The organism is Streptomyces coeruleoprunus (assembly GCF_039542925.1).
Classification (GTDB): Bacteria; Actinomycetota; Actinomycetes; order Streptomycetales; family Streptomycetaceae; genus Streptomyces; species Streptomyces coeruleoprunus.
On record NZ_BAABIT010000001.1, the window covers coordinates 3394950 to 3416192 of the forward strand.

Genomic DNA, 21243 nt, shown 5'->3' on the forward strand with positions numbered 1-21243 from the left:
TGGCCGCCATGACCAGAGCACCGCTCAACCGCCGCCTCGCCGGGTTCGGTACGACGATCTTCGCGGAGATGTCCGCCCTCGCGGCCGCCACCGGGTCGATCAACCTGGGCCAGGGCTTCCCCGACACCGACGGCCCCGAGGAGGTGCGCGAGGCGGCCGTCCGGGCGCTGCGCGACGGCCGCGGCAACCAGTACCCGCCGGGCCCCGGGGTGCCCGAGCTGCGCGCCGCGATCGCCGAGCACCAGCGGCTGCGGTACGGCCTGGTGTACGACCCGGACACGGAGGTGCTGGTCACGGCGGGCGCGACGGAGGCGATCGCGGCGTCCCTGCTGGCGCTGGTCGAGCCGGGCGACGAGGTGATCGCCCTGGAGCCGTACTACGACTCGTACGCCGCGTGCATCGCGATGGCGGGCGGCACGCGGGTGCCCGTCACGCTGCACCCGCGCGAGGGGCGGTTCGTGCTGGACCTGGACGAGCTGCGGGCCGCCGTCACGGACCGCACGCGGCTGATCCTGCTGAACACCCCGCACAACCCGACGGGCACCGTCCTGTCCCGCGAGGAGCTGGCCGCCGTGGCGGCGCTGGCCGTCGAGCGGGACCTGCTGGTGGTCACCGACGAGGTGTACGAGCACCTGGTCTTCGACGGCGCCGCGCACCTGCCGATCGCGGCCTTCCCCGGGATGCGGGAGCGCACGGTCACGATCTCGTCGGCCGGCAAGACGTTCTCGTTCACGGGGTGGAAGGTGGGCTGGCTGACCGCGCCGCCCGAGCTGACGGCCGCCGTGCGGACGACGAAGCAGTTCCTGACGTACGTGGCGTCGGGGCCGTTCCAGTACGCGATCGCGGAGGCGCTGCGGCTGCCGGAGAGCTACTTCGAAGGGTTCCGCGCCGACCTGCGCGCCAAGCGGGACGTGCTGAGCGAGGGGCTGGCGGCGGCCGGCTTCGCGGTGTACCGGCCGGCCGGGACGTATTTCGTCACCGCCGACATCCGCCCGCTGGGCGCGTCGGACGGGGTGGCGTTCTGCCGGTCGCTGCCGGAGCGGTGCGGTGTGGTGGCGGTGCCCAACGCGGTGTTCTACGACCACCAGGCGCAGGGGGCGCCGTTCGTGCGGTTCGCGTTCTGCAAGCGCACGGAGGTGTTGCAGGACGCGGTGAAGCGCCTGTCGGCGCTGTGACGGCGTGCGGGGCGGTGAACCGGGACGGTACCGGTTCACCGCCCCGCGGGCCGAGGCGTCGCCGAGGCCTCGCTCAGGCCTCTTCGCCGGGGTTCTCGTCGCCCTCGCCGGTCTCCAGGCCGAGCTGCTCGGCCATCCACTTGTCGAACTCGATCGACGCGCGGACCCAGCTGACCGTGGACGACACGAAGTGCTCCAGGCTCACGCCCGTGCCGATCAGCATCTGGGCCTCGCCGATCAGGCGGACGGTCGCCCCGCCCTGCTCGTCCTCGTGGAGGTGCGTGTAGACCTTGGGCCACAGGGTGCGGCGGTTCCAGTCGTCCACCATCTCCATGATCTTGATCCGGTCCTCGGCCGGGTGCGGCCGGTCGTAGAAGGTCCGGACCGAGAAGACCTGCTGCTCCGCCTCGCCACGGAACATGAAGTAGGTGCGGAAGTCCTCCCACGGCGCCGCCAGGTCGCCCTCGTCGTCGACGACGTACTTGAGCTCCATCTGCTCGAGGAGCTGCTTGACCAGGTCCTGGTCGGGGACGACGGGGCCCGCCGGTCCTGCTGCCTGAGGCTGGGGTTGTGCCCCGAAGTTCGGAATCGAGGACGGGTCGATGCTCACCGGGTTATTCCCTTCGTACGGATAGCGGCCATCCTCCCCCATCGCGACGGGTCGGTGGCAAGCCCGCCGGGCGGCGATCCGCTGCGGGCTGACATGATCTGCCGCCATGGGGGACACGGACGAGCTGCAGGACCGGGACGCCGCCCGGCGCCGGCGGAAGTGGTGGTGGATCGGCGGGGCGACCGCGGTCCTGTTCTGCGGCCTGCCCGGGGTGGCCGTCGCGTGGGGCGCGTGGGCGTTCTCGCGGGCCGTGGAACCGCAGCAGGTGTCGTGCGCCGAGGCGGCCGACTTCGCGCGGGCCACGCTCCCGGCGGGGGCGCGGGACGAGCGGTGCACGGCCGCGTCCTGGCAGGACACCCAGGTGACGATCGAGTTCCGGATGCCGCGCGACGAGCTGGCGGGCTGGCTGGACGCCACGTACCCGGGGCACGAGCCGCGTCCGTCCTGCGAGCAGGACCTGTGCGCGGGCATCGAGATCGGGGACGCCGACCTGTCGTCCGTGAGCGTCCGGGCGACGTACGAGGACGGGGACACCGCCCTCGTACGTCTCCTCGCCTTCGACATGTGACCGGCCGGGGCCGGGCGGCGGGCTACGACGCGCGGCCCACCGTCAGCCCCTCGTCCGCGCGGTCCACGCGGACCGTGTCTCCGTCCTTGACCTCGCCGGACAGGATCGCCTTGGCGAGCCGGTCGCCGATCGCCGTCTGGACGAGGCGGCGCAGCGGACGGGCGCCGTACACCGGGTCGTTGCCCTCGTCGGCGAGCCAGTCCAGCGCGGCGGGCGTGACGTCCAGGGCCAGCTGGCGCTCGGCGAGGCGGCGGGCCAGGCCGCCGATCTGCAGCTCGGCGATCCGGGCCAGCTCGTCGCGGGTCAGCGACGAGAAGACGACCAGGTCGTCGAGCCTGTTGAGGAACTCCGGCTTGAACGAGGCGCGGACCACCTCCAGGACCTGCTCCCGCTTCTCCGCCTCGCTCGTCAGGGGCTCCACCAGGTACTGGCTGCCCAGGTTCGAGGTGAGGACGAGGATGGTGTTGCGGAAGTCGACCGTACGGCCCTGACCGTCCGTCAGGCGCCCGTCGTCGAGGACCTGGAGCAGGATGTCGAAGACCTCGGGGTGGGCCTTCTCGACCTCGTCGAGGAGCACGACGCTGTACGGGCGGCGGCGCACCGCTTCCGTCAGCTGGCCGCCCTCCTCGTAGCCGACGTAGCCGGGGGGCGCGCCGACGAGCCGGGCGACGGAGTGCTTCTCGCCGTACTCGCTCATGTCGATGCGGACCATGGCCCGCTCGTCGTCGAAGAGGAAGTCCGCGAGGGCCTTGGCCAGCTCCGTCTTTCCGACGCCGGTCGGGCCGAGGAAGAGGAACGACCCGGTCGGCCGGTCGGGGTCGGCGATGCCGGCGCGGGTGCGGCGCACCGCGTCGGAGACGGCCCGGACGGCCTCCTGCTGGCCGATCAGCCGCTTGCCGAGCTCCTCCTCCATGCGCAGCAGCTTCTGCGTCTCGCCCTCCAGGAGGCGGCCGGCGGGGATGCCGGTCCAGGCGCCGACGACGTCGGCGATGTCGTCCGGGCCGACCTCCTCCTTGACCATGGGGTTCTTCGCGGCCTCCTGCTGCGCCTCGGCGGCCGTGGCGGCCTCCAGCTCCCGCTGGAGGGCCGGGATCTCGCCGTACAGCAGCTTGGACGCGGTGTCGAAGTCGCCGTCGCGCTGGGCCCGCTCGGCCTGCCCGCGCAGGTCGTCGAGCTGCTCCTTCAGCTCGCCCACGCGGTTGAGGGACTGCTTCTCCTTCTCCCAGCGGGCGGTCAGGCCGCGCAGCTCCTCCTCCTTGTCGGCGAGGTCGCGGCGCAGCTTCTCCAGGCGCTCCTTGGAGGCCGGGTCGGTCTCCTTGGCGAGTGCCAGCTCCTCCATCTTGAGCCGGTCGACGGCCCGCTGGAGTTCGTCGATCTCGACGGGCGAGGAGTCGATCTCCATGCGGAGCCGGGACGCGGCCTCGTCCACGAGGTCGATGGCCTTGTCGGGCAGGAAGCGGGAGGTGATGTACCGGTCGGAGAGCGTGGCGGCGGCGACCAGCGCGGAGTCGGCGATCTGGACCTTGTGGTGGGCCTCGTACCGGCCCTTGAGGCCGCGCAGGATCGCGATGGTGTCCTCGACGGTCGGCTCGGCGACCAGGACCTGCTGGAAGCGCCGCTCCAGGGCGGGGTCCTTCTCGATGCGCTCGCGGTACTCGTCCAGGGTGGTCGCGCCGACCATGCGCAGCTCACCGCGGGCGAGCATCGGCTTGAGCATGTTGCCGGCGTCCATGGCGGAGTCGCCGCCGGCGCCCGCGCCGACGACGGTGTGCAGCTCGTCGATGAAGGTGATGATCCTGCCCTCGCTCTCCTTGATCTCGGAGAGCACGGTCTTGAGCCGTTCCTCGAACTCGCCGCGGTACTTGGCGCCCGCGACCATCGCGCCGAGGTCCAGGGCCACGAGCCGCTTGTCGCGCAGGGACTCGGGCACGTCGCCCTTGACGATGCGCTGGGCGAGGCCCTCGACGACGGCGGTCTTGCCGACGCCGGGCTCGCCGATGAGGACCGGGTTGTTCTTGGTGCGGCGCGAGAGCACCTGCACGACGCGGCGGATCTCGTGGTCCCGGCCGATGACCGGGTCGAGCTTGCCCTCGCGGGCGGCGGCCGTGAAATCCGTACCGAACTTCTCCAGGGCCTTGTACTGGCCCTCCGGGTCGGGTGTGGTCACCCGGCGCCCTCCCCTGGTCTTCTCGAACGCGTCCAGCAGCCGCTTCGCCCCGGCGCCCTGCTGCGTGAGCAGCTCGCCCGCCGGGCCGCCCTTGGCGGCGGTGCCGATGAGCAGGTGCTCCGTGGACAGGTAGTCGTCGCCGAGGTCGCGGGCGCGCGCCTGGGCGTCCGCGATGACGGCGAGCAGGTCGCGGTTGGGCTGCGGCGGGGCGACCGTGGAGCCGGTGACGCTGGGCAGGGCGGCGAGCAGCCGCTCGGCACCGGAGCGTACGGCGGCCTGGTCGGCCTCGACGGCGGCGAGCAGGTCCGTCAGGTTCTCGTTGTCGCGGCCGGAGAGCAGCGCCAGCAGCAGGTGCGCCGGAGTGAGGTCCGGGTGTCCTTCGGACACGGCGCGGCTGGTGGCGGTGTTGAGCGCGTCCCGGCTCTTGTTGGTCAGCTCGGCGTCCACTGGTGCTGGTTCCTCCTCGTACCCGATGACCTGGCCCTATGCCCTATGACCTATGCAATGTCCACAAAGTTGAGTGTATTCCACTCAAGGTGGTGGGTGCCAGCAGTCGCCGGTAGGTTCGCGCGCATGGCCATCGACCTGCGCGACCCCGACGAGTCCTATGTCAGCTTCTGGCGCGAGCGCCACATGTGCACGCTCACCACGATCCGCCCCGACGGAACGCCGCACGTCGTGGCGGTGGGGGTGACGTTCGACCCCGAGGGCGGCCCGAAGGGCATCGCCCGGGTGATCACCAACAAGCACAGCCGCAAGGTCGCCAACGTGCTGGCCGCCGGACCGGAGGGCGCGCGCGTGGCGGTGTGCCAGGTGGACGCGGGCCGCTGGGCGACGCTGGAGGGCCGGGCCGTGATCCGTACGGAGCCGGAGGCCGTCGCGGACGCCGTCGCGCGCTACGCGGACCGGTACGGGCGGACGCCCACGCCGAACCCGGACCGCGTGGTCATCGAGATCACGCTGACCCGGGCGATGGGCCGCGCGTAGGGCCGCCGCCGCCGTGGCCGTCCGGGACAGGTCACTTACGCAAAAGCACAGCGGCGCCATCGTGTTTCAGGTCCACGATGACGCCGCTGTGTGGGGGAAGCACCTGAGCGATCTACAACGACGGGGGAACCGCTCAGGCGCTGCGGGGGGTGGCGGTGGTGGTCTCGGGCTCGACCAGCTGGTGGTCCCGCTGGTCGAGGTTGACGAAAATCATTCCGTAGCGAATGGCGCAGCGGACGGGCTGCGGCGCGCCCCGGGGCCGGCGCAGGCACCGGTAGGCGCGGATGTCCTCGTCGTCCCCGCGGGTGATGACGATCGGCTCCCCGAAGAGGGTGACCATCAACGAATCGCCACCCTGGGGCACGGCGGTGACGAGGTCGATGAAGTGCCACCCGGATCGGTAGGCGGACGCCATCTCGCGCCGGAAACGGGAGTCGTCGGGAACGTTCATGCCGCGGCCACCGCCGTGAGGTCCTTGGAACGCTCCCAGGAGGGCTCACCGGAGTCGGACGGGGCGACCTCCCACGAGGGCTCGCGCGGGCTCGCCGGTCCCGCCTCCCACGCGGGCTCACCTGCGGTGAGGCTGTCCGCGGCAACGCTGTCCCACGACGGCTCGCCGCTCGGGGCGGCGATGCCGACAGCGACCGCTGCGGCAACAGCTATGGCGCTAAGTGCACGAACCATCCTGGTCATGGACGATCTCCACCTCTTTTTGTCCTTACCTCCTCCCCCGCGCCTAAGACGATGGCTCACTCCGAACGCTTCCACCAGCCGATACAGGCATCATGTTCCTGAAATACAGGACCCTGAGGGGGGTGCAAATGCGGTCTAAGGTGGACGATCCGGAAACCGGGCACAGTCATGACGAGCTGTGCGAAGCCGGAAAGCACCTGTACGCGGCCGCCCTGCGCGCCGGCCGGATAGCCCGCTCGGAAGTCGACGCGGCGCCCTGCCTCATCGATCTCGCCCTGCTGCACCCGGACCCGGACGACGCCCAGTGGCTGCGGCCCGTGCCTCCGTCGATCGCTCTCAATCAGCTGATACACCCCATCGAGCGGGAGATCCAGCAGCGCAGACAGCGCGCGCTGTCGTTGTGCGATGCATTCGAGCCGTTCATGACCATCACGGCGGCGGCCCCCGCCGCCACGGAGGCCATCAACGTCCTGGAGGGGCTCACCGTCATCAACGCCGCGCTGGACCGGGTGATGGACGAGTGCTCGGTGGAGCTGCTCACCATCCAGCCCGGTAGCGGCCGCAAACCCGAGACCGTCAAGGCCGCCCTGCGCCGCGTGGAGCCGCTGCTCGGCCGCGGTGTCCGGATGCGCACCCTGTACCAGCACACGGCCCGGCACCACTCGGCGACCATGGGCTACGTCGAGCGCATCACCCCGTACGGCCTCGAGGTACGCACGCTGGAAGAGATCATCGACCGGCTCATCATCGTCGACCGCAAGGTCGCCTTCATCCCGGCCCGGAGCGACCGTCAAGTCGCCCTGGAACTGCGGCACGAGGGGCTGGTGCGCTATCTGGTGGGCGTCTTCGACCAGTTCTGGCTCCACGGCATCCCGTGGGAGGAGGAGGTCGTCGCGTACACGCCCGCCCTCAACGGCATAAGCGGCATCCAGCGGTCCATCGCCAAGCTCCTCGTCGAAGGCCATGTGGACGAGGCCATCGCCCGGCGCCTGGGCATGAACGTGCGCACCTGCCGCGCGCACATCGCCAAGCTGGCCTCCACCCTGGGCAGCGGCAGCCGGGCCCAACTCGGCTACCTCATCGCCCGGTCCGGGATCCTGGAGCAGGAGGAGCCGGGGCAGTGCCCGCCGCGCGGCACGGTGCCGGACCCGCGGGAACACGAGCGCGCGACAGGACCGGTGAACTGACATGGAACCCACCGTCGCCCTCGACCACGAGGCCGGCACCCTCGACGTCACGGGTCCGGACCTGCCGCCCGTACGCCTCGTCCGCGGCTCCGGCACCGAGGCGTCCCCGCACATCCCGATCGGCACCCGCGACGCCGCGCTCCTCACCCTGACCGTCGACGGCACGCCCGCCCGCATCGCCCCCGCGAGGGGACGGCTGTCCCGGCGCTCGTACCGGGTGGACGTGACCCTCGACGACGGTACGGCCTACCGGCTCGTGCCCTGCTCGTACGGCGAGAGCCGCCTCCTGCGCGACGGTCACCGGCTCGGCCTGCTCGACTCGTCGGGCGACGGCGTGGTCGGCGCCGAATGGCACGAGGAGGTCACGCCCCTGGACGTGGCCGTCGGCACCACCCTGGCCGCAGCCTTCGGCACCGGCGCCCAGCCGTGGTGGCAGACGGCCCTGGAATTCATCGGCGACCTGACGCCCTGACCCCACCCCCACCAGGGTCAGCCGCCCACCCCCGGACCCACCCACCGTGGTGGCGCGCAGGGGGCGGAGCCTCAGGCCGGGGGGCCGTTCCGCTGTGCCCACCCGATCCGCCCCAGCGGAAGGACTGCCCACAGCGAAACGGCAACGCCAGCCCGCAAGGAGGACCGGCCCCCGGCCGCGGGCCGCAGTTGTGCGGAAGGCCCCCTCCGAGGAGGGGGCCTTCCAGTGGATTCATTCGCCGCGCTTGTTCCCCGGGCGCCAGACCACCAGCGCGCTCGTCTGCTGCACGTCCTGGTACGGCACCAGGTCCCGCCGGTACGACGCGTGCACCTGCGCCTCGCGCTGACGCATCGCCGCCGCCGCACCCTCGACCGCCGCGCTCAGCTCCGCGACCCGCGCCTGAAGCGCGGCGACCTGGTTCTCCAGCTCGATGATGCGCTTGATTCCGGCCAGGTTGATGCCCTCGTCCTGCGACAGCTGCTGCACCTGCCGCAGCAGCTCGATGTCGCGGGCCGAGTAGCGCCGGCCCCGCCCCGCCGTACGGTCGGGCGAGACCAGGCCCAGCCGGTCGTACTGCCGCAGGGTCTGCGGGTGCAGACCGCTGAGCTGCGCCGCCACCGAGATGACGTACACGGGCGTTTCGTCGGTCAGTTCGTAAGGGTTGCGTCGGCGTGAGTCCATTGCGTCAAGCCCCCTTCGCGGCCTGGAACAGCTCCGCCCGCGGGTCCTCGCCCGCGGTCGCCTGGCGATACGTCTCGAGGGCCTCGCGCGCCTTGTCGCTCAGCTCCCGCGGTACGGCCACCTCGACGGTGACCAGCAGGTCCCCGCGCGTCCCGTCCTTGCGGACGGCGCCCTTGCCGCGGGCGCGCATGGTGCGGCCGTTGGGGGTGCCGGCGGGGATCTTCAGCGTGACCGGGGGGCCGCCGAGGGTCGGCACCCTGATCTCGCCGCCCAGGGCCGCCTCGTCGAACGAGACCGGCACCGTGACGGTGAGGTTGTCGCCCTTGCGCCCGAAGACGGGGTGGGCGTCGACGTGCACGACCACGTACAGGTCACCGGCCGGCCCGCCCCGCTCGCCGGGCGCGCCCTTGCCGCGCAGCCGGATCCGCTGCCCGTCGGAGACGCCCGCCGGGATGCGGACCTGCATGGTGCGGGAGGACTTGGCGCGGCCGCTGCCGTGGCAGACGTCGCAGGGGTCCTGGGCGATGAGCCCGCGGCCCTTGCAGTCCACGCACGGGTCGGTCAGCGAGAAGGAGCCGCTGCCGCCGCGCGAGACCTGACCGGTGCCCACGCAGGTCGGGCAGACCCGCGGCGTGCCGTGCTTGTCGCCGGTGCCGGAACAGGCCTGGCAGGGCTGCTGGCTGGACATCCGCAGCGGGACCGTGGCCCCGTCGACCGCCTCGGTGAAGCTGAGCGTCACCTCGGACTCGATGTCCTGGCCGCGGCGCGGCTGGGTGCGCGCACCCGGGCCGCCCCGGTTGAACAGCCCGCCGAACACATCGCCGAGGCCGCCGCCGAAGCCACCCGCGCCGCCGCCCTGGGCGCCGCCTCCGAAGAGGTCGCCCAGGTCGAAGTTGAACGAGCCGCCGGCGCCCGGTCCGGCGCGGAAGCCGCCGTTGCCGAAGAGGGCGCGCGCGTCGTCGTACTCCTTGCGCTTCTTCGGGTCGCCGAGGATGTCGTTCGCCTCGGAGATCTCCTTGAAGCGGGCCTCCGCCTCCGCGTCGCCCTTGTTGGCGTCCGGGTGGAACTCGCGGGCGAGCTTCCGGTACGCCTTCTTGATCTCGGCCTCGGTGGCGTCCTTGGGGACGCCGAGGACCTTGTAGTAGTCCTTCTCGACGAAGTCCTTCGTGCTCATCGACGTCCCTCCTCCCGGACGATCACTGCGTCAGCCCCGGGGCCGGCGGTCAGTCGACCGCCGGCCCTCAGGCTGTCAGCCCTCCTCGGGGCCACCGTTCTCCTCGTCGGCCGACTTCTCGTCCTTCGCGGCCGGTGCCGCGCCGGGCTGGGGCTCGGCGACGGCGACGCGCGCGGGCCTGATGGTCCGCTCGCCGATCCGGTACCCCGGCTGAAGGATCGCCACGCAGGTCGTCTCGGTGACGTCCGGCGCGTACGAGTGCATCAGCGCCTCGTGCACCGTCGGGTCGAAGGGCTCGCCCTCCTTGCCGAACTGCTGGAGGCCCATCTTCGCGGCGACGGTCTCCAGCGACTCGGCGACCGACTTGAAGCCGCCCACCAGCTCGCCGTGCTCCCGGGCGCGGCCGATGTCGTCGAGCACCGGCAGCAGCTCCGTGAGGAGGTTCGCGACGGCGATCTCCTTCACGGCCACCCGGTCGCGCTCGACCCGGCGGCGGTAGTTCTGGTACTCGGCCTGGAGCCGCTGGAGGTCCGCGGTGCGCTCGGAGAGCGCGGTGCGCACCTGGTCCAGCTGGGCCGTCAGGCCGGCCGTCTGGTTCGCGTCCCCGGCCGGGGCCGCCGAGCCCTCCTCGGTGGAAGAGGTCTCGGCAGCGGCCTCGGCGGCGTCGTCAGGGGTGGCGCCGGAGGGGACGTCGGGCTTGTCCTCGAAGCCCGGGGTCTCCTCCGTCATGCGGCCCCACCCTTCGGCTTCTCGTCGTCGACGATCTCGGCGTCGATCACGTCGTCGTCGGCCTTGGCGCCGGCGCCGGCACCGGCGTCCGCGCCGGCGGCGGCCTGGGCGGCCTGGGCGTCGGCGTACATGGCCTGGCCGAGCTTCTGGGAGACGGCCGCGACCTTCTCGGTGGCGGTGCGGATCTCCGCGGTGTCCTCGCCCTTCAGCTTCTCCTTGAGCTCGTCCAGCGCCGTCTCGACCTCGGTCTTCACCTCGGCCGGGACCTTGTCCTCGTTGTCCTTGAGGAACTTCTCCGTCTGGTAGACGAGCTGCTCGCCCTGGTTGCGGGTCTCGGCGGCCTCGCGGCGCTTGTGGTCCTCCTCCGCGTACCGCTCGGCCTCCTCACGCATCCGGTTGACCTCGTCCTGCGGCAGCGAGGAGCCGCCGGTGACGGTCATCTTCTGCTCCTTGCCCGTGCCGAGGTCCTTGGCGGTCACGTGCATGATGCCGTTGGCGTCGATGTCGAAGGACACCTCGATCTGCGGGACGCCGCGCGGGGCCGGCGGGAGGCCGGTCAGCTCGAACATGCCGAGCTTCTTGTTGTACGCCGCGATCTCGCGCTCGCCCTGGTAGACCTGGATCTGCACCGACGGCTGGTTGTCCTCGGCCGTCGTGAAGATCTCGGACCGCTTGGTCGGGATCGTGGTGTTGCGCTCGATCAGCTTGGTCATGATGCCGCCCTTGGTCTCGATGCCGAGGGACAGCGGGGTCACGTCGAGGAGCAGGACGTCCTTGACCTCACCCTTGAGGACACCGGCCTGGAGCGAGGCGCCGATGGCGACGACCTCGTCCGGGTTCACACCCTTGTTGGCCTCCTTGCCGCCGGTCAGCTCCTTGACGAGCTCGGCGACGGCCGGCATACGGGTCGAGCCACCGACGAGGACGACGTGGTCGATCTCGGAGAGCTGGATGCCCGCGTCCTTGATGACGTTGTGGAACGGGATCTTGCAGCGCTCGAGCAGGTCGGAGGTCAGCTGCTGGAACTGGGCGCGGGTGAGCTTCTCGTCCAGGTGCAGCGGGCCCTCGGCGGAGGCCGTGATGTACGGCAGGTTGATCGAGGTCTCGGTGGACGAGGACAGCTCGATCTTGGCCTTCTCGGCGGCCTCGCGGAGGCGCTGGAGGGCCATCTTGTCCTTGGACAGGTCCACGCCGTGGCCGCTGGCGAACTGCTTCACCAGGAAGTCGACGATGCGCTGGTCCCAGTCGTCACCACCGAGGTGGTTGTCACCGTTGGTGGCCTTCACCTCGACGACGCCGTCGCCGATCTCCAGCAGCGACACGTCGAACGTACCGCCACCGAGGTCGAAGACCAGGATGGTCTGGTCGTCCTTGTCGAGGCCGTACGCCAGGGCGGCGGCGGTCGGCTCGTTGACGATGCGCAGGACGTTCAGGCCCGCGATCTCGCCGGCCTCCTTGGTGGCCTGACGCTCGGAGTCGTTGAAGTAGGCCGGGACGGTGATGACCGCGTCCGTGACCTTCTCGCCCAGGTAGGCCTCGGCGTCCCGCTTCAGCTTCTGCAGCACGAAGGCGCTGATCTGCTGCGGGTTGAAGTTCTTCCCGTCCAGCTCGATCTTCCAGTCGGTGCCCATGTGGCGCTTGACCGAGCGGATGGTCCGGTCGACGTTGGTGACGGCCTGCCGCTTGGCGACCTCACCCACGAGGACTTCACCGTTCTTGGCGAAGGCGACGACGGACGGCGTGGTCCTGGCGCCCTCGGCGTTGGTGATGACGGTGGGCTCGCCGCCTTCCAGAACGCTGACGACGGAGTTAGTCGTGCCCAGGTCGATGCCGACCGCACGTGCCATTTCAATTCCTCCAGCTGACTTGAGTGGAACAGGCTCAAGGATGCACGAGCGGTTCGAGCGAGTCAACAGACCTGAGTCGGTCCGACTCAACTTTTATCCGGGCCTTATGCGCAACACGACGGAGGCGCACCGGCGGCGACACCGGCGGCGCGGCGGAGGAGCTGGCAAAGAAGCGACAAAAGCCGCATGCTCCATGGAACCACCCCGGAACGGGCAGGAGTGAGCCGTGCACCTCAAACGCATCCTGGATCTGACGCTGGGCTCCGCCCTGCTGGCGCTGACCGCCCCGCTGCTCGCCGCCGCCGCGGCCGCCACCGCCCTGCGCCGGCCGCCCGGCGGGGTCTTCGCCCGCGAGGCCTGCACCGGCCTGGACGGCCGGCCCTTCACGCTGCGCACCCTGCGGACCCGCCACCGGCACCTGGCCACCCTGTCGCGGCTGCCCCATGTCGTACGGGGAGAGATGTCGCTCGTCGGGCCGGCGCCGCTGCCGCCCGGGGCGCCCGGCGAGGACGCCCGCTGGCGCCGGAGCGTCAAGCCGGGACTGACCGGCCTGGCGCAGGTACGAGGGGGCTCGGGGCTACCGTGGGACGAGCCGCTGATGCTGGACCAGCACTATGTGGAGCACCATGGGATCGGGCTGGACGTCGCCCTGCTCCTCCGTACGCCTGCGGCGCTGCTCACCGCCCCCCGTGGTGAGGCCGACCTGAGCGACGCAGATCACCGCCGACGCGGCTACAGTGCGGCGGAATAAGTGGGTACGCTCAGCACGGACTGAATAAGTTACCGCTTAGTAGTGCACTGCATCAGTGCTGATCCCGCCACGCTGATCCTGCTACTTCGCAGGCCCGAGGAGCCCCCATGCAACTCGCCGCGATCATTGTGTCGCTGACCCTGACCGTGGTCGGCGTTGCACTCGTCGCCCGAGCCGTCGCACAGATCTGGCACTTCGTGAGGCTCGGCCAGCCGGTCCCGGCCGGCAGTCGCACGGACGACCCGAAGCAGCGAACGATCACGCTGGTCAAGGAGTTCCTGGGCCACACCAGGATGAACCGCTGGGGCATCGTCGGCTTCGCCCACTGGTTCGTCGCGATCGGCTTCCTGACCCTGCCGCCGACCCTGGCGCAGGCCTTCGGCCAGCTCTTCCGGGCCGACTATGTCCTGCCGCTCGTCGGCGGCTTCCTGCCGTTCGAGATGTACACCGAGTTCATCGGCCTGATGACGGTCGTCGGCATCGGCGTGCTCATGGTGATCCGGCTGCTGAACCTGCCCTCCCGGGCCGGCCGCAAGTCCCGCTTCGCCGGCTCCAAGGCGTGGCAGGCGTACTTCGTCGAGTACGTCATCCTCACGATCGGCCTGGCGATCCTCGTCCTGCGCGGCCTCGAGGGCGCGATCCACCACGTCGAGTCGTACGAGGCGGCCTACTTCGTCTCGTACCCGCTGGTCCTGGCGTTCAAGGGGCTGGGCGTCGGCGCCCTGCAGAACCTGATCTACCTCGCCGCGGCGGTGAAGATCAGCACCTCCTTCATCTGGATGATCACGGTCTCGCTCAACACCAACATGGGTGTGGCCTGGCACCGCTTCCTCGGCTTCCCGAACATCTGGTTCAAGCGCAACGCGGACGGCTCCACCGCTCTCGGCGCGCTCCAGCCGATGACGTCCGGCGGCAAGGAGATCGACTTCGAGACGGTCTTCGACGACGAGGAGGGCGCCGAGGAGACCGTCTTCGGTGTCTCGCAGGTCGAGCACTTCTCCTGGAAGGGCATCCTCGACTTCGCCACCTGCACCGAGTGCGGCCGCTGCCAGTCGCAGTGCCCCGCCTGGAACACCGGCAAGCCGCTCTCCCCGAAGCTGCTCATCATGTCGCTGCGCGACCACGCGCACGCCAAGGCCCCGTACCTGCTGGCCGGCGGCGGCAAGACCATGGAGGGCGAGGAGAAGGCGTCCGAGGAGGCCCTGGCGAACGTCCCGGCGTCCGCCCTGGCCGAGGCGGAGCGCCCGCTGATCGGCACCGCCGAGGAGAACGGCGTCATCGACCCGGACGTGCTGTGGTCCTGCACCACCTGCGGTGCGTGCGTCGAGCAGTGCCCCGTCGACATCGAGCACGTCGACCACATCGTCGACATGCGCCGCTACCAGGTGATGATCGAGTCCGCGTTCCCGTCCGAGGCGGGCACGATGCTCAAGAACCTGGAGAAGAAGGGCAACCCCTGGGGTCTCGCCAAGAAGCAGCGCGTCGAGTGGACCAAGGAGGTCGACTTCGAGGTCCCGATCGTCGGCAAGGACATCGAGGACCTGTCGGAGGTCGACTACCTCTACTGGGTCGGCTGCGCCGGCGCCCTGGAGGACCGGGCGAAGAAGACCACCAAGGCCTTCGCCGAGCTGCTGCACATGGCGGGCGTCAAGTTCGCCATCATGGGCGGCGACGAGAAGTGCACCGGTGACTCCGCCCGCCGCCTCGGCAACGAGCCGCTGTTCCAGCAGCTCGGCCAGGAGAACGTCGCGATGCTGAACATGGCGTTCGGCGAGGACGACGAGGACGAGTCCACCAAGAAGCCCAAGTCGTCGAAGAAGATCGTCGCGACCTGCCCGCACTGCTTCAACACGATCGCGAACGAGTACCCGCAGCTGGGCGGCGAGTTCGAGGTCATCCACCACACGCAGCTGCTCCAGCACCTCATCGACGAGGGCCGACTGGTCCCGGTGACGCCGGTCGACGGCCTGATCACCTACCACGACCCGTGCTACCTGGGCCGCCACAACAAGGTCTACACGCCCCCGCGCGAGATCATGGACGCGGTGCCCGGCCTGCGCCAGCAGGAGATGCACCGCCACAAGGAGCGCGGCTTCTGCTGCGGCGCCGGCGGCGCGCGCATGTGGATGGAGGAGCGCATCGGCAAGCGCATCAACGTCGAGCGCGTCGACGAGGCCCTGTCCCTCAACCCGGACATCGTCTCGACGGCCTGCCCGTTCTGCCTCGTCATGCTGAGCGACTCGGTCAACGGCAAGAAGAACGAGGGTGCGGCGAAGGAGTCGCTCCAGGTCGTGGACGTGGCGCAGCTGCTGCTGGAGTCGGTCAGGACGCCGCAGGCGGACGCGCCGGAGGAGGGCGTGGCCGACGCGGAGCCGGAGCCCGCACCGGCGAAGTAAGCCCGTACGGCGCCGTACAGCGAGACGGCCGGACCTGCCTCGGGGGCAGGACCGGCCGTCTCGTCGTCTCCGCCCCCCTCCGCGCACCCCTAGGGGATGTCACAGCTCCGCAGCAAACAGGACGAGTCAACCGGCCGTGTACGCCCGGTCCGGCGAGACCGGGTACGTTCATTGACGTGGCTGGATTCAGGATCGGACGCGGCCGGGACAACCGCACCCCGCAACATCGTCAACCGCAGCAGGCGCCCTCGTACGGCGGCCCTGCGACACCGCCGTCGCCCTACGGGCAGCAGCAGTGGCAGCAGGGCGGGCAGGCCTACGGCGAGCCCGAGTACTTCGGCGACCCGCACGCGCACCCGAACCCGCAGCCGCACCCGGGCGCGCACCCGCACGCGTACCAGCAGCCCCAGCAGCCGCAGTACCGCGGCGGCGCCCCCGGCCACCCCGCCGACCCGTACGCGGCGAACAACCCGGGGCACACGCAGGTCTTCAGTGTCCACGACGACCCGTACGGCCAGGCAGGCCCGTACGGCCCGGACGCGGCCCCCGCGGCCCCCGTGGGCCCGCGCCTGCCGTGGAAGCAGCTGCTGAGCGGCATCGTGCTGCGCCCCGGCCCGACGTTCTGGCAGATGCGGGACCACGCGGTGTGGATCCCGGCGCTGACCATCACCTTCCTGTACGGCCTGCTGGCGCTCTTCGGCTTCGACAAGGCGCGCGAGGAGGCGATCAACGCGACGCTGTCCACGGCCGTCCCGTACGTCCTGCTGACGGGCGTGATGATGGTGATCGGTGGCGTCATCCTGGGCGTGGTGACCCACACGCTGGCGCGCCAGCTGGGCGGCGACGGCGCGTGGCAGCCGACGGTGGGCCTCTCCATGCTGATCATGGCGATGACGGACGCGCCGCGCCTGCTGTTCGCCCTGTTCCTGGGCGGCGACAACTCGCTGGTGCAGGTCGTGGGCTGGCTGTCGTGGCTGGCGGCGGGCGCGCTGTTCACCTCGATGGTGAGCAAGTCGCACGACCTGCCGTGGCCGAAGGCGCTGGGCGCGTCCTCGATCCAGCTGGTGGCGCTGCTGTCGCTGGTCAAGCTGGGCACGCTGTAGAAGCCGCGGAAAACGCAGAAGGCCCCCGGAAAGGACCGGGGGCCTTCTTGATGCCTGGTGTCCGCCGGCTCAGGCGTCGAGGACCTGGCCGCTGCGCCGCACGACGGGCTTCTCGACGCTCCAGGGGAAGTTGATCCAGTCGTCGGTGCGCTTCCAGACGTACTCGCACTTCACCAGGGAGTGCGACTTCTCGTAGATGACGGCGGAGCGCACCTCGGCGACGTGGTCGAGGCAGAAGTCGTGCACCAGCTTGAGCGTCTTGCCGGTGTCGGCGACGTCGTCCGCGATGAGCACCTTCTTGTTGGAGAAGTCGATCGCGTTCGGCACGGGCGCGAGCATGACGGGCATCTCCATGGTGGTGCCCACGCCGGTGTAGAACTCCACGTTCACGAGGTGGATGTTCTTGCAGTCGAGGGCGTAGGCGAGCGCGCCCGCCACGAAGACACCGCCACGGGCGATGGAGAGCACGATGTCGGGCTCGTAGCCGTCGTCGGCGATCGTCTGGGCCAGCTCGCGCACGGCGCGCCCGAACCCTTCGTACGTCAGGTTCTCCCGTACGTCACTCATGCTCACACCTGCGTCCGATGGAAGTTCTGGAAGGACCGCGAGGCCGTGGGCCCGCGCTGCCCCTGGTACCGGGACCCGTACCGCTCGCTGCCGTACGGGAACTCGGCGGGCGAACTCAGCCGGAACATGCACAGCTGCCCGATCTTCATGCCGGGCCAGAGCTTGATCGGCAGAGTCGCGAGGTTCGACAGCTCCAGGGTCACATGCCCGGAGAAGCCGGGGTCGATGAACCCGGCGGTCGAATGGGTGACCAGGCCGAGCCGCCCCAGGGAGCTCTTGCCCTCGAGCCGCGAGGCGATGTCGTCGGGCAGCGAGATGACCTCGTACGTGGACGCCAGCACGAACTCGCCGGGGTGGAGGATGAACGCCTCGTCCCCCTCCGGCTCCACCAGCCGGGTGAGGTCCGCCTGCTCGACCGCGGGGTCGATGTGCGGGTAGCGGTGATTCTCGAACACCCGGAAAAAGCGGTCCAGCCGCACGTCAATGCTCGAGGGCTGCACCATGGAGTCGTCGTACGGGTCGATGCGCACCCGCCCGGAATCGATCTCGGCCCGGATGTCCTTGTCTGAGAGAAGCACGCCCCGAGGATACGCAGAGCGCGCGGCCCCGCCCCAATCGGACGGCCGCCGCGCGCTCACCACCCCGTACCGCCGGCGCCGCTAACGCCGCTCGAGCACGACGGGCACGGCATGCCGCAGCCGCGCGCACCGAGGACAGCGAAGAAGCCGCCCGGGCCCGATCCGGCCGGCACCGAGGTGCTGCATCGGGAACGAGGCGGTACTGAACACGTGCCCTTCGGCACAGCGGACGACGGTGCGCTCCATGGAGTCCATCAAGTCCTTTCCCCAACAAGCGGTGGACGAGACAGCCACATTAGGGGATGAACAGGACACCACTCCAGGCGGCACTCCGACCCCCACCCTACGCCCCAACTCCCGTTCCCCGGACGGCGACCGACGCCACTCGACACGACAAAAGCCCCGCGGCGCGATACACCGGGGGCTGGCGATGAGGTACAGTGAGCGACGATGCGGTACGGATCTCCGGCACCGCTTCGCGGGTGTAGTTTAATGGTAGAACATGAGCTTCCCAAGCTCAGAGCGCGGGTTCGATTCCCGTCACCCGCTCCACGATGAAGGCCCAGGTCGGCGACCTGGGCCTTGTTTGTTGCGCCGTCCCGTGCGAGGCGGCGCAGGTGGGCGAACTCGAGGAGCTCGGCCTCGTGTTCAGACTCCGGCGCGGGCGGTGGCCGCGGCGGGGTAGCGGGCGGTGAACAGGGCGGGCAGTGTGAAGCCCGCGATCTTGACCGTGATGATGGCCGCCGCGGCGTCGGGGGCGTGGGTCAGCAGGACCGCCAGGGCCGCCGCGGTGAGGGTGAAGGCGATGGCCCACACGGTGGTGATGACCCTGTTGATCCGCAGGAAGAGGGGCTCGTCCCAGACCTCGCGCGGCGCCGAGCGCCGGGCGATCCCCAGGGTGAAGGGCCGGCGTATCGCCAGCGAGATCCACGCGGTCGCGGCCAACCACGCCAGCGACAGCGCGGGCGCGTAGGGCCTGAGCGGTGAGTCGGGGGCGGCCAGGGCCAGGGTGCCCAGCACGGCGAAGAACGCCACCCCGCTCGTCTCGATCACGATCTCGTCCCACCGCCGGCCGGCCCTGCGGTCGGCGACGAGCAGGCCGCCCGCCAGCACGAGGCCGGTCAGGGCGCCGTACCGCCAGTCCGTCCGGGTGGCGACGACGACGAACGCGATCCAGGGCACGAAGCCGCGGACGTGGGACATGCTCAGCCTCCGACCTTCCATTAATGACATGTGGAAGATAGAAGCTCCTTCAGTGACATGTCAATCATGGAAGGTGAGGGGATAGGGTGGCGGTATGAGCCTTCGACATGCCGTACTGGGACTGCTCGCCGAGCGTCCGGCCAGCGGGTACGACCTGCTGAAGACCTTCCAGACCTCGCTGGCGAACGTCTGGCCCGCCACCCAGAGCCAGCTGTACGGCGAACTGACCCGGCTCGCCGACGCCGGCCTCCTGGCGGTCTCCGCCGAGGGGCCCCGCGGCCGCAAGGAGTACGCGATCACCGACGCGGGCCGGGAGGAGCTGCGGCACTGGCTGCTGAACACCGAGCCGGTGACCCGGCGGCGCAGCGACATGCTGCTGCGCGTCTTCCTCCTCGGGACGGTGCCGAAGGAGCGGGCCCTCGACCACCTGCGGATGCTCGCCGACCGCTTCGAGCAGCTCTACGGCGAACTGCGCGCACTCGACGACTCGGTCCCCTGGGACCAGAGCGACCTGACCGCCTACGGCCGCGTCACGCTCGAATGGGGCCTGCGGTTCATGAACATGCAGCGCGAGTGGGCGACATGGGCGGCGGAGCAGATCGCCGCAGCGGAGGCCGAAGAAGCCGAGCAGCAGGGCTGAGGTGTGGCGTCGTGGCGGCCGCCGGGTGCCGGACTCGGCGCATCATCAGGAGGGGACTCCGCGGTGTCGCCCGTTCCGGCGCGGCTGGTTCAGGTCGGCGAGGAGCGCGTCAAGTGCCTTGGTCAGAGCCTCGGAGTTGGCCGTGTCGAACCACGTCGTCCGGATGCGCTCGTTGATGCCGTTCGGTGTCTCGTGGTCGCCCGCGAGCTGGTGCAGTGAGCGTGTGTCATCGCCCAGCGCGTGCTCGACGCCCTGGAAAAGGCCGCGGATGTAGCGGTCCGCGTCCTCGGGGGGGGAAGACCCTGCCGCGTTGCCCAGGCGGCGAGCGTGGCCAACGACCCCTTCCCCGCCTGGCTGCGCCCCGTGGTCCTGGCCCGCTTCGTCCTCGCCACCCTCGGTTCGGCCCTGGTCCTGGTCCTCCTTCGGGCCTGAGACGCCACCGCACCGCGGGCAGACGAAGGCCCAGGTCGGTGACCTGGGCCTTGCTTGTGCGGCTGTGCGTCCCGGCTGCCGGGGTCAGCGGCCGTCGTGGAGTTCCTGGTGCATCTGGGGCTGCTTGTCCTTGTCGTGGGTGACCGCGTCCTCCAGGGCCGCGTTGAACACCTTGGAGCCGGCGCCGAGGGCCTGGTTGTACGGGTCGACGCCGGTGGTCTGCTTGACGGCGCCGCTCAGGGCGCTGCCGAGACCGCCTGCGAGTCCGTGGCCGCCGGCGGCGGGCTTGGCGAAGAGGTCGATCGGGCTCCTGGGGACGCCGGCCATGTCGGCGTACTTGTCGGTGAGCGCCAGACGGACCATCGCGATGAACGTGTCGGTGACCACGGGAGTCCGCTCGAGGAGGCTCCGGTAGTACTTGATGGCCTGGTCCGTCATGTGGAGACCGTCCTCGGTCTTCTTCCACTCGTCGTCCCGCACCTTGGTCCACATCCGGTCGACCAGCTCGACGTCCTTGGGCAGCTGCCACTTCTCCGGGGTGCCCAGGTAGTGGTTGACGTAGTGCCAGGCGCACATGAAGCCGTGGGCCTCGGCCTTCGAGACGTCGATGCCGAGATTGCGCATGGCCTGGAGGATCTGCACGCTGAAGACGCAGGCGGCGCCGGTGGTGTACTTCTGCGAGACCGGCTCGCCCCACTTGGCGTAGTCCCACTCGCCGCTCTTCTTGTGCAACTGCCGCACCGAGGCGTGCACGAGCCGGACCTTGGTGACCGTCGCCTTCAGCGAGCCGTCCCGCATGGCGCCCTTGTCGCCCATGCCCTGGAACAGGCGGGTGGACTGCGACAGGCGCCGGCCCGGCCCCTCCACGCCGCCGAGGCGGCCGGTGGAGCGCAGGGTGTAGGCGCCCGTGGGAGAGAGGTAGGTGCCGATGAGGCCGACGGTTCCCTGGAGCATGGACGCCGGGCCGTGGTGGCGGTCGAAGAAGGCTTCCGCGGCCTTCACGTCCGCCTCGGTCCAGCCCGGCGGATCGGCCTCGGCCTCGCGCATGAAGTCGGCCAGGCGCGGGGGCAACTGGGAGTGGTCCATGCCGGGCTTGAGGGTGTTGACGGTGCGGAAGAGCTGGTTGACCCCGTCGACCTCCTTGTTGTCGATCAGGTCGGACACGAGCGCGTCGGCGGCCGGGTCGCCCGCCTGGGCCGCCACCTCCAGCTCGGCGGCGAAGTTCTCAGCGGTCATGGGCACAGCGGTTCTCCCTCTGTCGATGTCGTCGTCGTACGCGCACC

21 protein-coding genes and 1 tRNA gene are annotated in these 21243 nt (G+C 70.5%); 10 read left to right on the top strand and 12 right to left on the bottom strand.

The annotated features are described in order from the left end of the window. Nucleotides 1–8 precede the first annotated feature (8 nt). Nucleotides 9–1175 (top strand): pyridoxal phosphate-dependent aminotransferase, encoded by a 1167-nt coding sequence (locus ABEB09_RS14900; RefSeq protein ID WP_380839347.1) that lies wholly within the window; start codon nucleotides 9–11, stop codon nucleotides 1173–1175. Between the two features lie 73 nt (nucleotides 1176–1248). On the opposite strand, the gene ABEB09_RS14905 is transcribed toward ABEB09_RS14900, so the two are convergent. Continuing rightward, nucleotides 1249–1785 carry a type III secretion system chaperone family protein gene (locus ABEB09_RS14905; RefSeq protein WP_345690389.1) on the bottom strand — a complete coding sequence of 179 codons (537 nt, stop codon included), beginning with the start codon at nucleotides 1783–1785 and terminating at the stop codon, nucleotides 1249–1251. Between the two features lie 106 nt (nucleotides 1786–1891). Here ABEB09_RS14905 and ABEB09_RS14910 point away from each other — a divergent pair, with 106 nt between their 5' ends. Further along, nucleotides 1892–2353 (top strand): hypothetical protein, encoded by a 462-nt coding sequence (locus ABEB09_RS14910; RefSeq protein ID WP_345690390.1) that lies wholly within the window; start codon nucleotides 1892–1894, stop codon nucleotides 2351–2353. Between the two features lie 22 nt (nucleotides 2354–2375). On the opposite strand, the gene clpB is transcribed toward ABEB09_RS14910, so the two are convergent. Continuing rightward, complete coding sequence (clpB, locus tag ABEB09_RS14915; protein ID WP_345690391.1) at nucleotides 2376–4967, bottom strand: ATP-dependent chaperone ClpB; 2592 nt, start codon at nucleotides 4965–4967, stop codon at nucleotides 2376–2378. Between the two features lie 126 nt (nucleotides 4968–5093). Here clpB and ABEB09_RS14920 point away from each other — a divergent pair, with 126 nt between their 5' ends. After that, nucleotides 5094–5507 carry a pyridoxamine 5'-phosphate oxidase family protein gene (locus ABEB09_RS14920; protein ID WP_345690392.1) on the top strand — a complete coding sequence of 138 codons (414 nt, stop codon included), beginning with the start codon at nucleotides 5094–5096 and terminating at the stop codon, nucleotides 5505–5507. A 133-nt stretch (nucleotides 5508–5640) separates the two neighbouring features. Here ABEB09_RS14920 and ABEB09_RS14925 read toward each other — a convergent pair whose 3' ends face one another. Continuing rightward, nucleotides 5641–5958, bottom strand: coding sequence for a (2Fe-2S)-binding protein (locus tag ABEB09_RS14925; protein WP_345690393.1), 318 nt, complete (start codon nucleotides 5956–5958; stop codon nucleotides 5641–5643). After that, nucleotides 5955–6200 carry a hypothetical protein gene (locus ABEB09_RS14930; protein ID WP_345690394.1) on the bottom strand — a complete coding sequence of 82 codons (246 nt, stop codon included), beginning with the start codon at nucleotides 6198–6200 and terminating at the stop codon, nucleotides 5955–5957. The genes ABEB09_RS14925 and ABEB09_RS14930 overlap by 4 nt, the downstream gene beginning before the upstream one ends. A gap of 128 nt (nucleotides 6201–6328) precedes the next feature. On the opposite strand from ABEB09_RS14930, the gene ABEB09_RS14935 reads away from it, so the two are divergent. After that, a complete protein-coding gene (locus ABEB09_RS14935) occupies nucleotides 6329–7387 on the top strand; it encodes a helix-turn-helix transcriptional regulator (protein WP_345690395.1) in 1059 nt (352 codons plus the stop codon). Between the two features lies 1 nt (nucleotide 7388). After that, nucleotides 7389–7859, top strand: coding sequence for a hypothetical protein (locus ABEB09_RS14940; protein WP_345690396.1), 471 nt, complete (start codon nucleotides 7389–7391; stop codon nucleotides 7857–7859). Between the two features lie 231 nt (nucleotides 7860–8090). Here the strand turns inward: ABEB09_RS14940 and ABEB09_RS14945 are convergent, their stop codons facing one another. From ABEB09_RS14945 to dnaK, 4 genes are all read right to left on the bottom strand, one after another. Next, nucleotides 8091–8540, bottom strand: coding sequence for a heat shock protein transcriptional repressor HspR (locus tag ABEB09_RS14945; RefSeq protein ID WP_345690397.1), 450 nt, complete (start codon nucleotides 8538–8540; stop codon nucleotides 8091–8093). Nucleotides 8541–8544: 4 nt separating this feature from the next. Further along, on the bottom strand, nucleotides 8545–9714 hold the full coding sequence (dnaJ, locus tag ABEB09_RS14950) for a molecular chaperone DnaJ (RefSeq protein WP_345690398.1): 1170 nt from the start codon (nucleotides 9712–9714) through the stop codon (nucleotides 8545–8547). 75 nt (nucleotides 9715–9789) lie between these two features. Next, nucleotides 9790–10443 carry a nucleotide exchange factor GrpE gene (grpE, locus tag ABEB09_RS14955; RefSeq protein WP_345690399.1) on the bottom strand — a complete coding sequence of 218 codons (654 nt, stop codon included), beginning with the start codon at nucleotides 10441–10443 and terminating at the stop codon, nucleotides 9790–9792. Beyond that, complete coding sequence (dnaK, locus tag ABEB09_RS14960) at nucleotides 10440–12290, bottom strand: molecular chaperone DnaK (protein ID WP_345690400.1); 1851 nt, start codon at nucleotides 12288–12290, stop codon at nucleotides 10440–10442. The genes grpE and dnaK overlap by 4 nt, the downstream gene beginning before the upstream one ends. Nucleotides 12291–12516: 226 nt before the next feature. Between dnaK and ABEB09_RS14965 the strand changes: the two genes are divergently transcribed. The 3 genes from ABEB09_RS14965 to ABEB09_RS14975 all read left to right on the top strand — a co-directional run bounded on the left by ABEB09_RS14965 (nucleotide 12517) and on the right by ABEB09_RS14975 (nucleotide 16540). Then, entirely contained in the window at nucleotides 12517–13041 is a 525-nt protein-coding gene (locus ABEB09_RS14965; protein WP_345690401.1) for a sugar transferase, read from the top strand. 107 nt (nucleotides 13042–13148) lie between these two features. Beyond that, on the top strand, nucleotides 13149–15437 hold the full coding sequence (locus tag ABEB09_RS14970; RefSeq protein ID WP_345690402.1) for a heterodisulfide reductase-related iron-sulfur binding cluster: 2289 nt from the start codon (nucleotides 13149–13151) through the stop codon (nucleotides 15435–15437). 176 nt (nucleotides 15438–15613) lie between these two features. Beyond that, nucleotides 15614–16540 (top strand): Yip1 family protein, encoded by a 927-nt coding sequence (locus tag ABEB09_RS14975; protein ID WP_345690403.1) that lies wholly within the window; start codon nucleotides 15614–15616, stop codon nucleotides 16538–16540. 69 nt (nucleotides 16541–16609) lie between these two features. Here the strand turns inward: ABEB09_RS14975 and ABEB09_RS14980 are convergent, their stop codons facing one another. Continuing rightward, a complete protein-coding gene (locus ABEB09_RS14980; RefSeq protein WP_345690404.1) occupies nucleotides 16610–17107 on the bottom strand; it encodes a phosphoribosyltransferase in 498 nt (165 codons plus the stop codon). A gap of 2 nt (nucleotides 17108–17109) precedes the next feature. Beyond that, nucleotides 17110–17685, bottom strand: a complete 576-nt coding sequence (dcd, locus tag ABEB09_RS14985) for a dCTP deaminase (protein ID WP_345690405.1) — start codon at nucleotides 17683–17685, stop codon at nucleotides 17110–17112. A 478-nt stretch (nucleotides 17686–18163) separates the two neighbouring features. Here dcd and ABEB09_RS14990 point away from each other — a divergent pair. Next, nucleotides 18164–18237: transfer RNA gene (locus tag ABEB09_RS14990), tRNA-Gly, on the top strand. A gap of 96 nt (nucleotides 18238–18333) precedes the next feature. Here ABEB09_RS14990 and ABEB09_RS14995 read toward each other — a convergent pair. Further along, nucleotides 18334–18888 carry a hypothetical protein gene (locus ABEB09_RS14995; RefSeq protein ID WP_345690406.1) on the bottom strand — a complete coding sequence of 185 codons (555 nt, stop codon included), beginning with the start codon at nucleotides 18886–18888 and terminating at the stop codon, nucleotides 18334–18336. 94 nt (nucleotides 18889–18982) lie between these two features. Between ABEB09_RS14995 and ABEB09_RS15000 the strand changes: the two genes are divergently transcribed. Further along, nucleotides 18983–19528 carry a PadR family transcriptional regulator gene (locus tag ABEB09_RS15000; RefSeq protein WP_345690407.1) on the top strand — a complete coding sequence of 182 codons (546 nt, stop codon included), beginning with the start codon at nucleotides 18983–18985 and terminating at the stop codon, nucleotides 19526–19528. 516 nt (nucleotides 19529–20044) lie between these two features. On the opposite strand, the gene ABEB09_RS15005 is transcribed toward ABEB09_RS15000, so the two are convergent. After that, on the bottom strand, nucleotides 20045–21196 hold the full coding sequence (locus ABEB09_RS15005; RefSeq protein WP_345690408.1) for an oxygenase MpaB family protein: 1152 nt from the start codon (nucleotides 21194–21196) through the stop codon (nucleotides 20045–20047). Nucleotides 21197–21243: the final 47 nt, after the last annotated feature.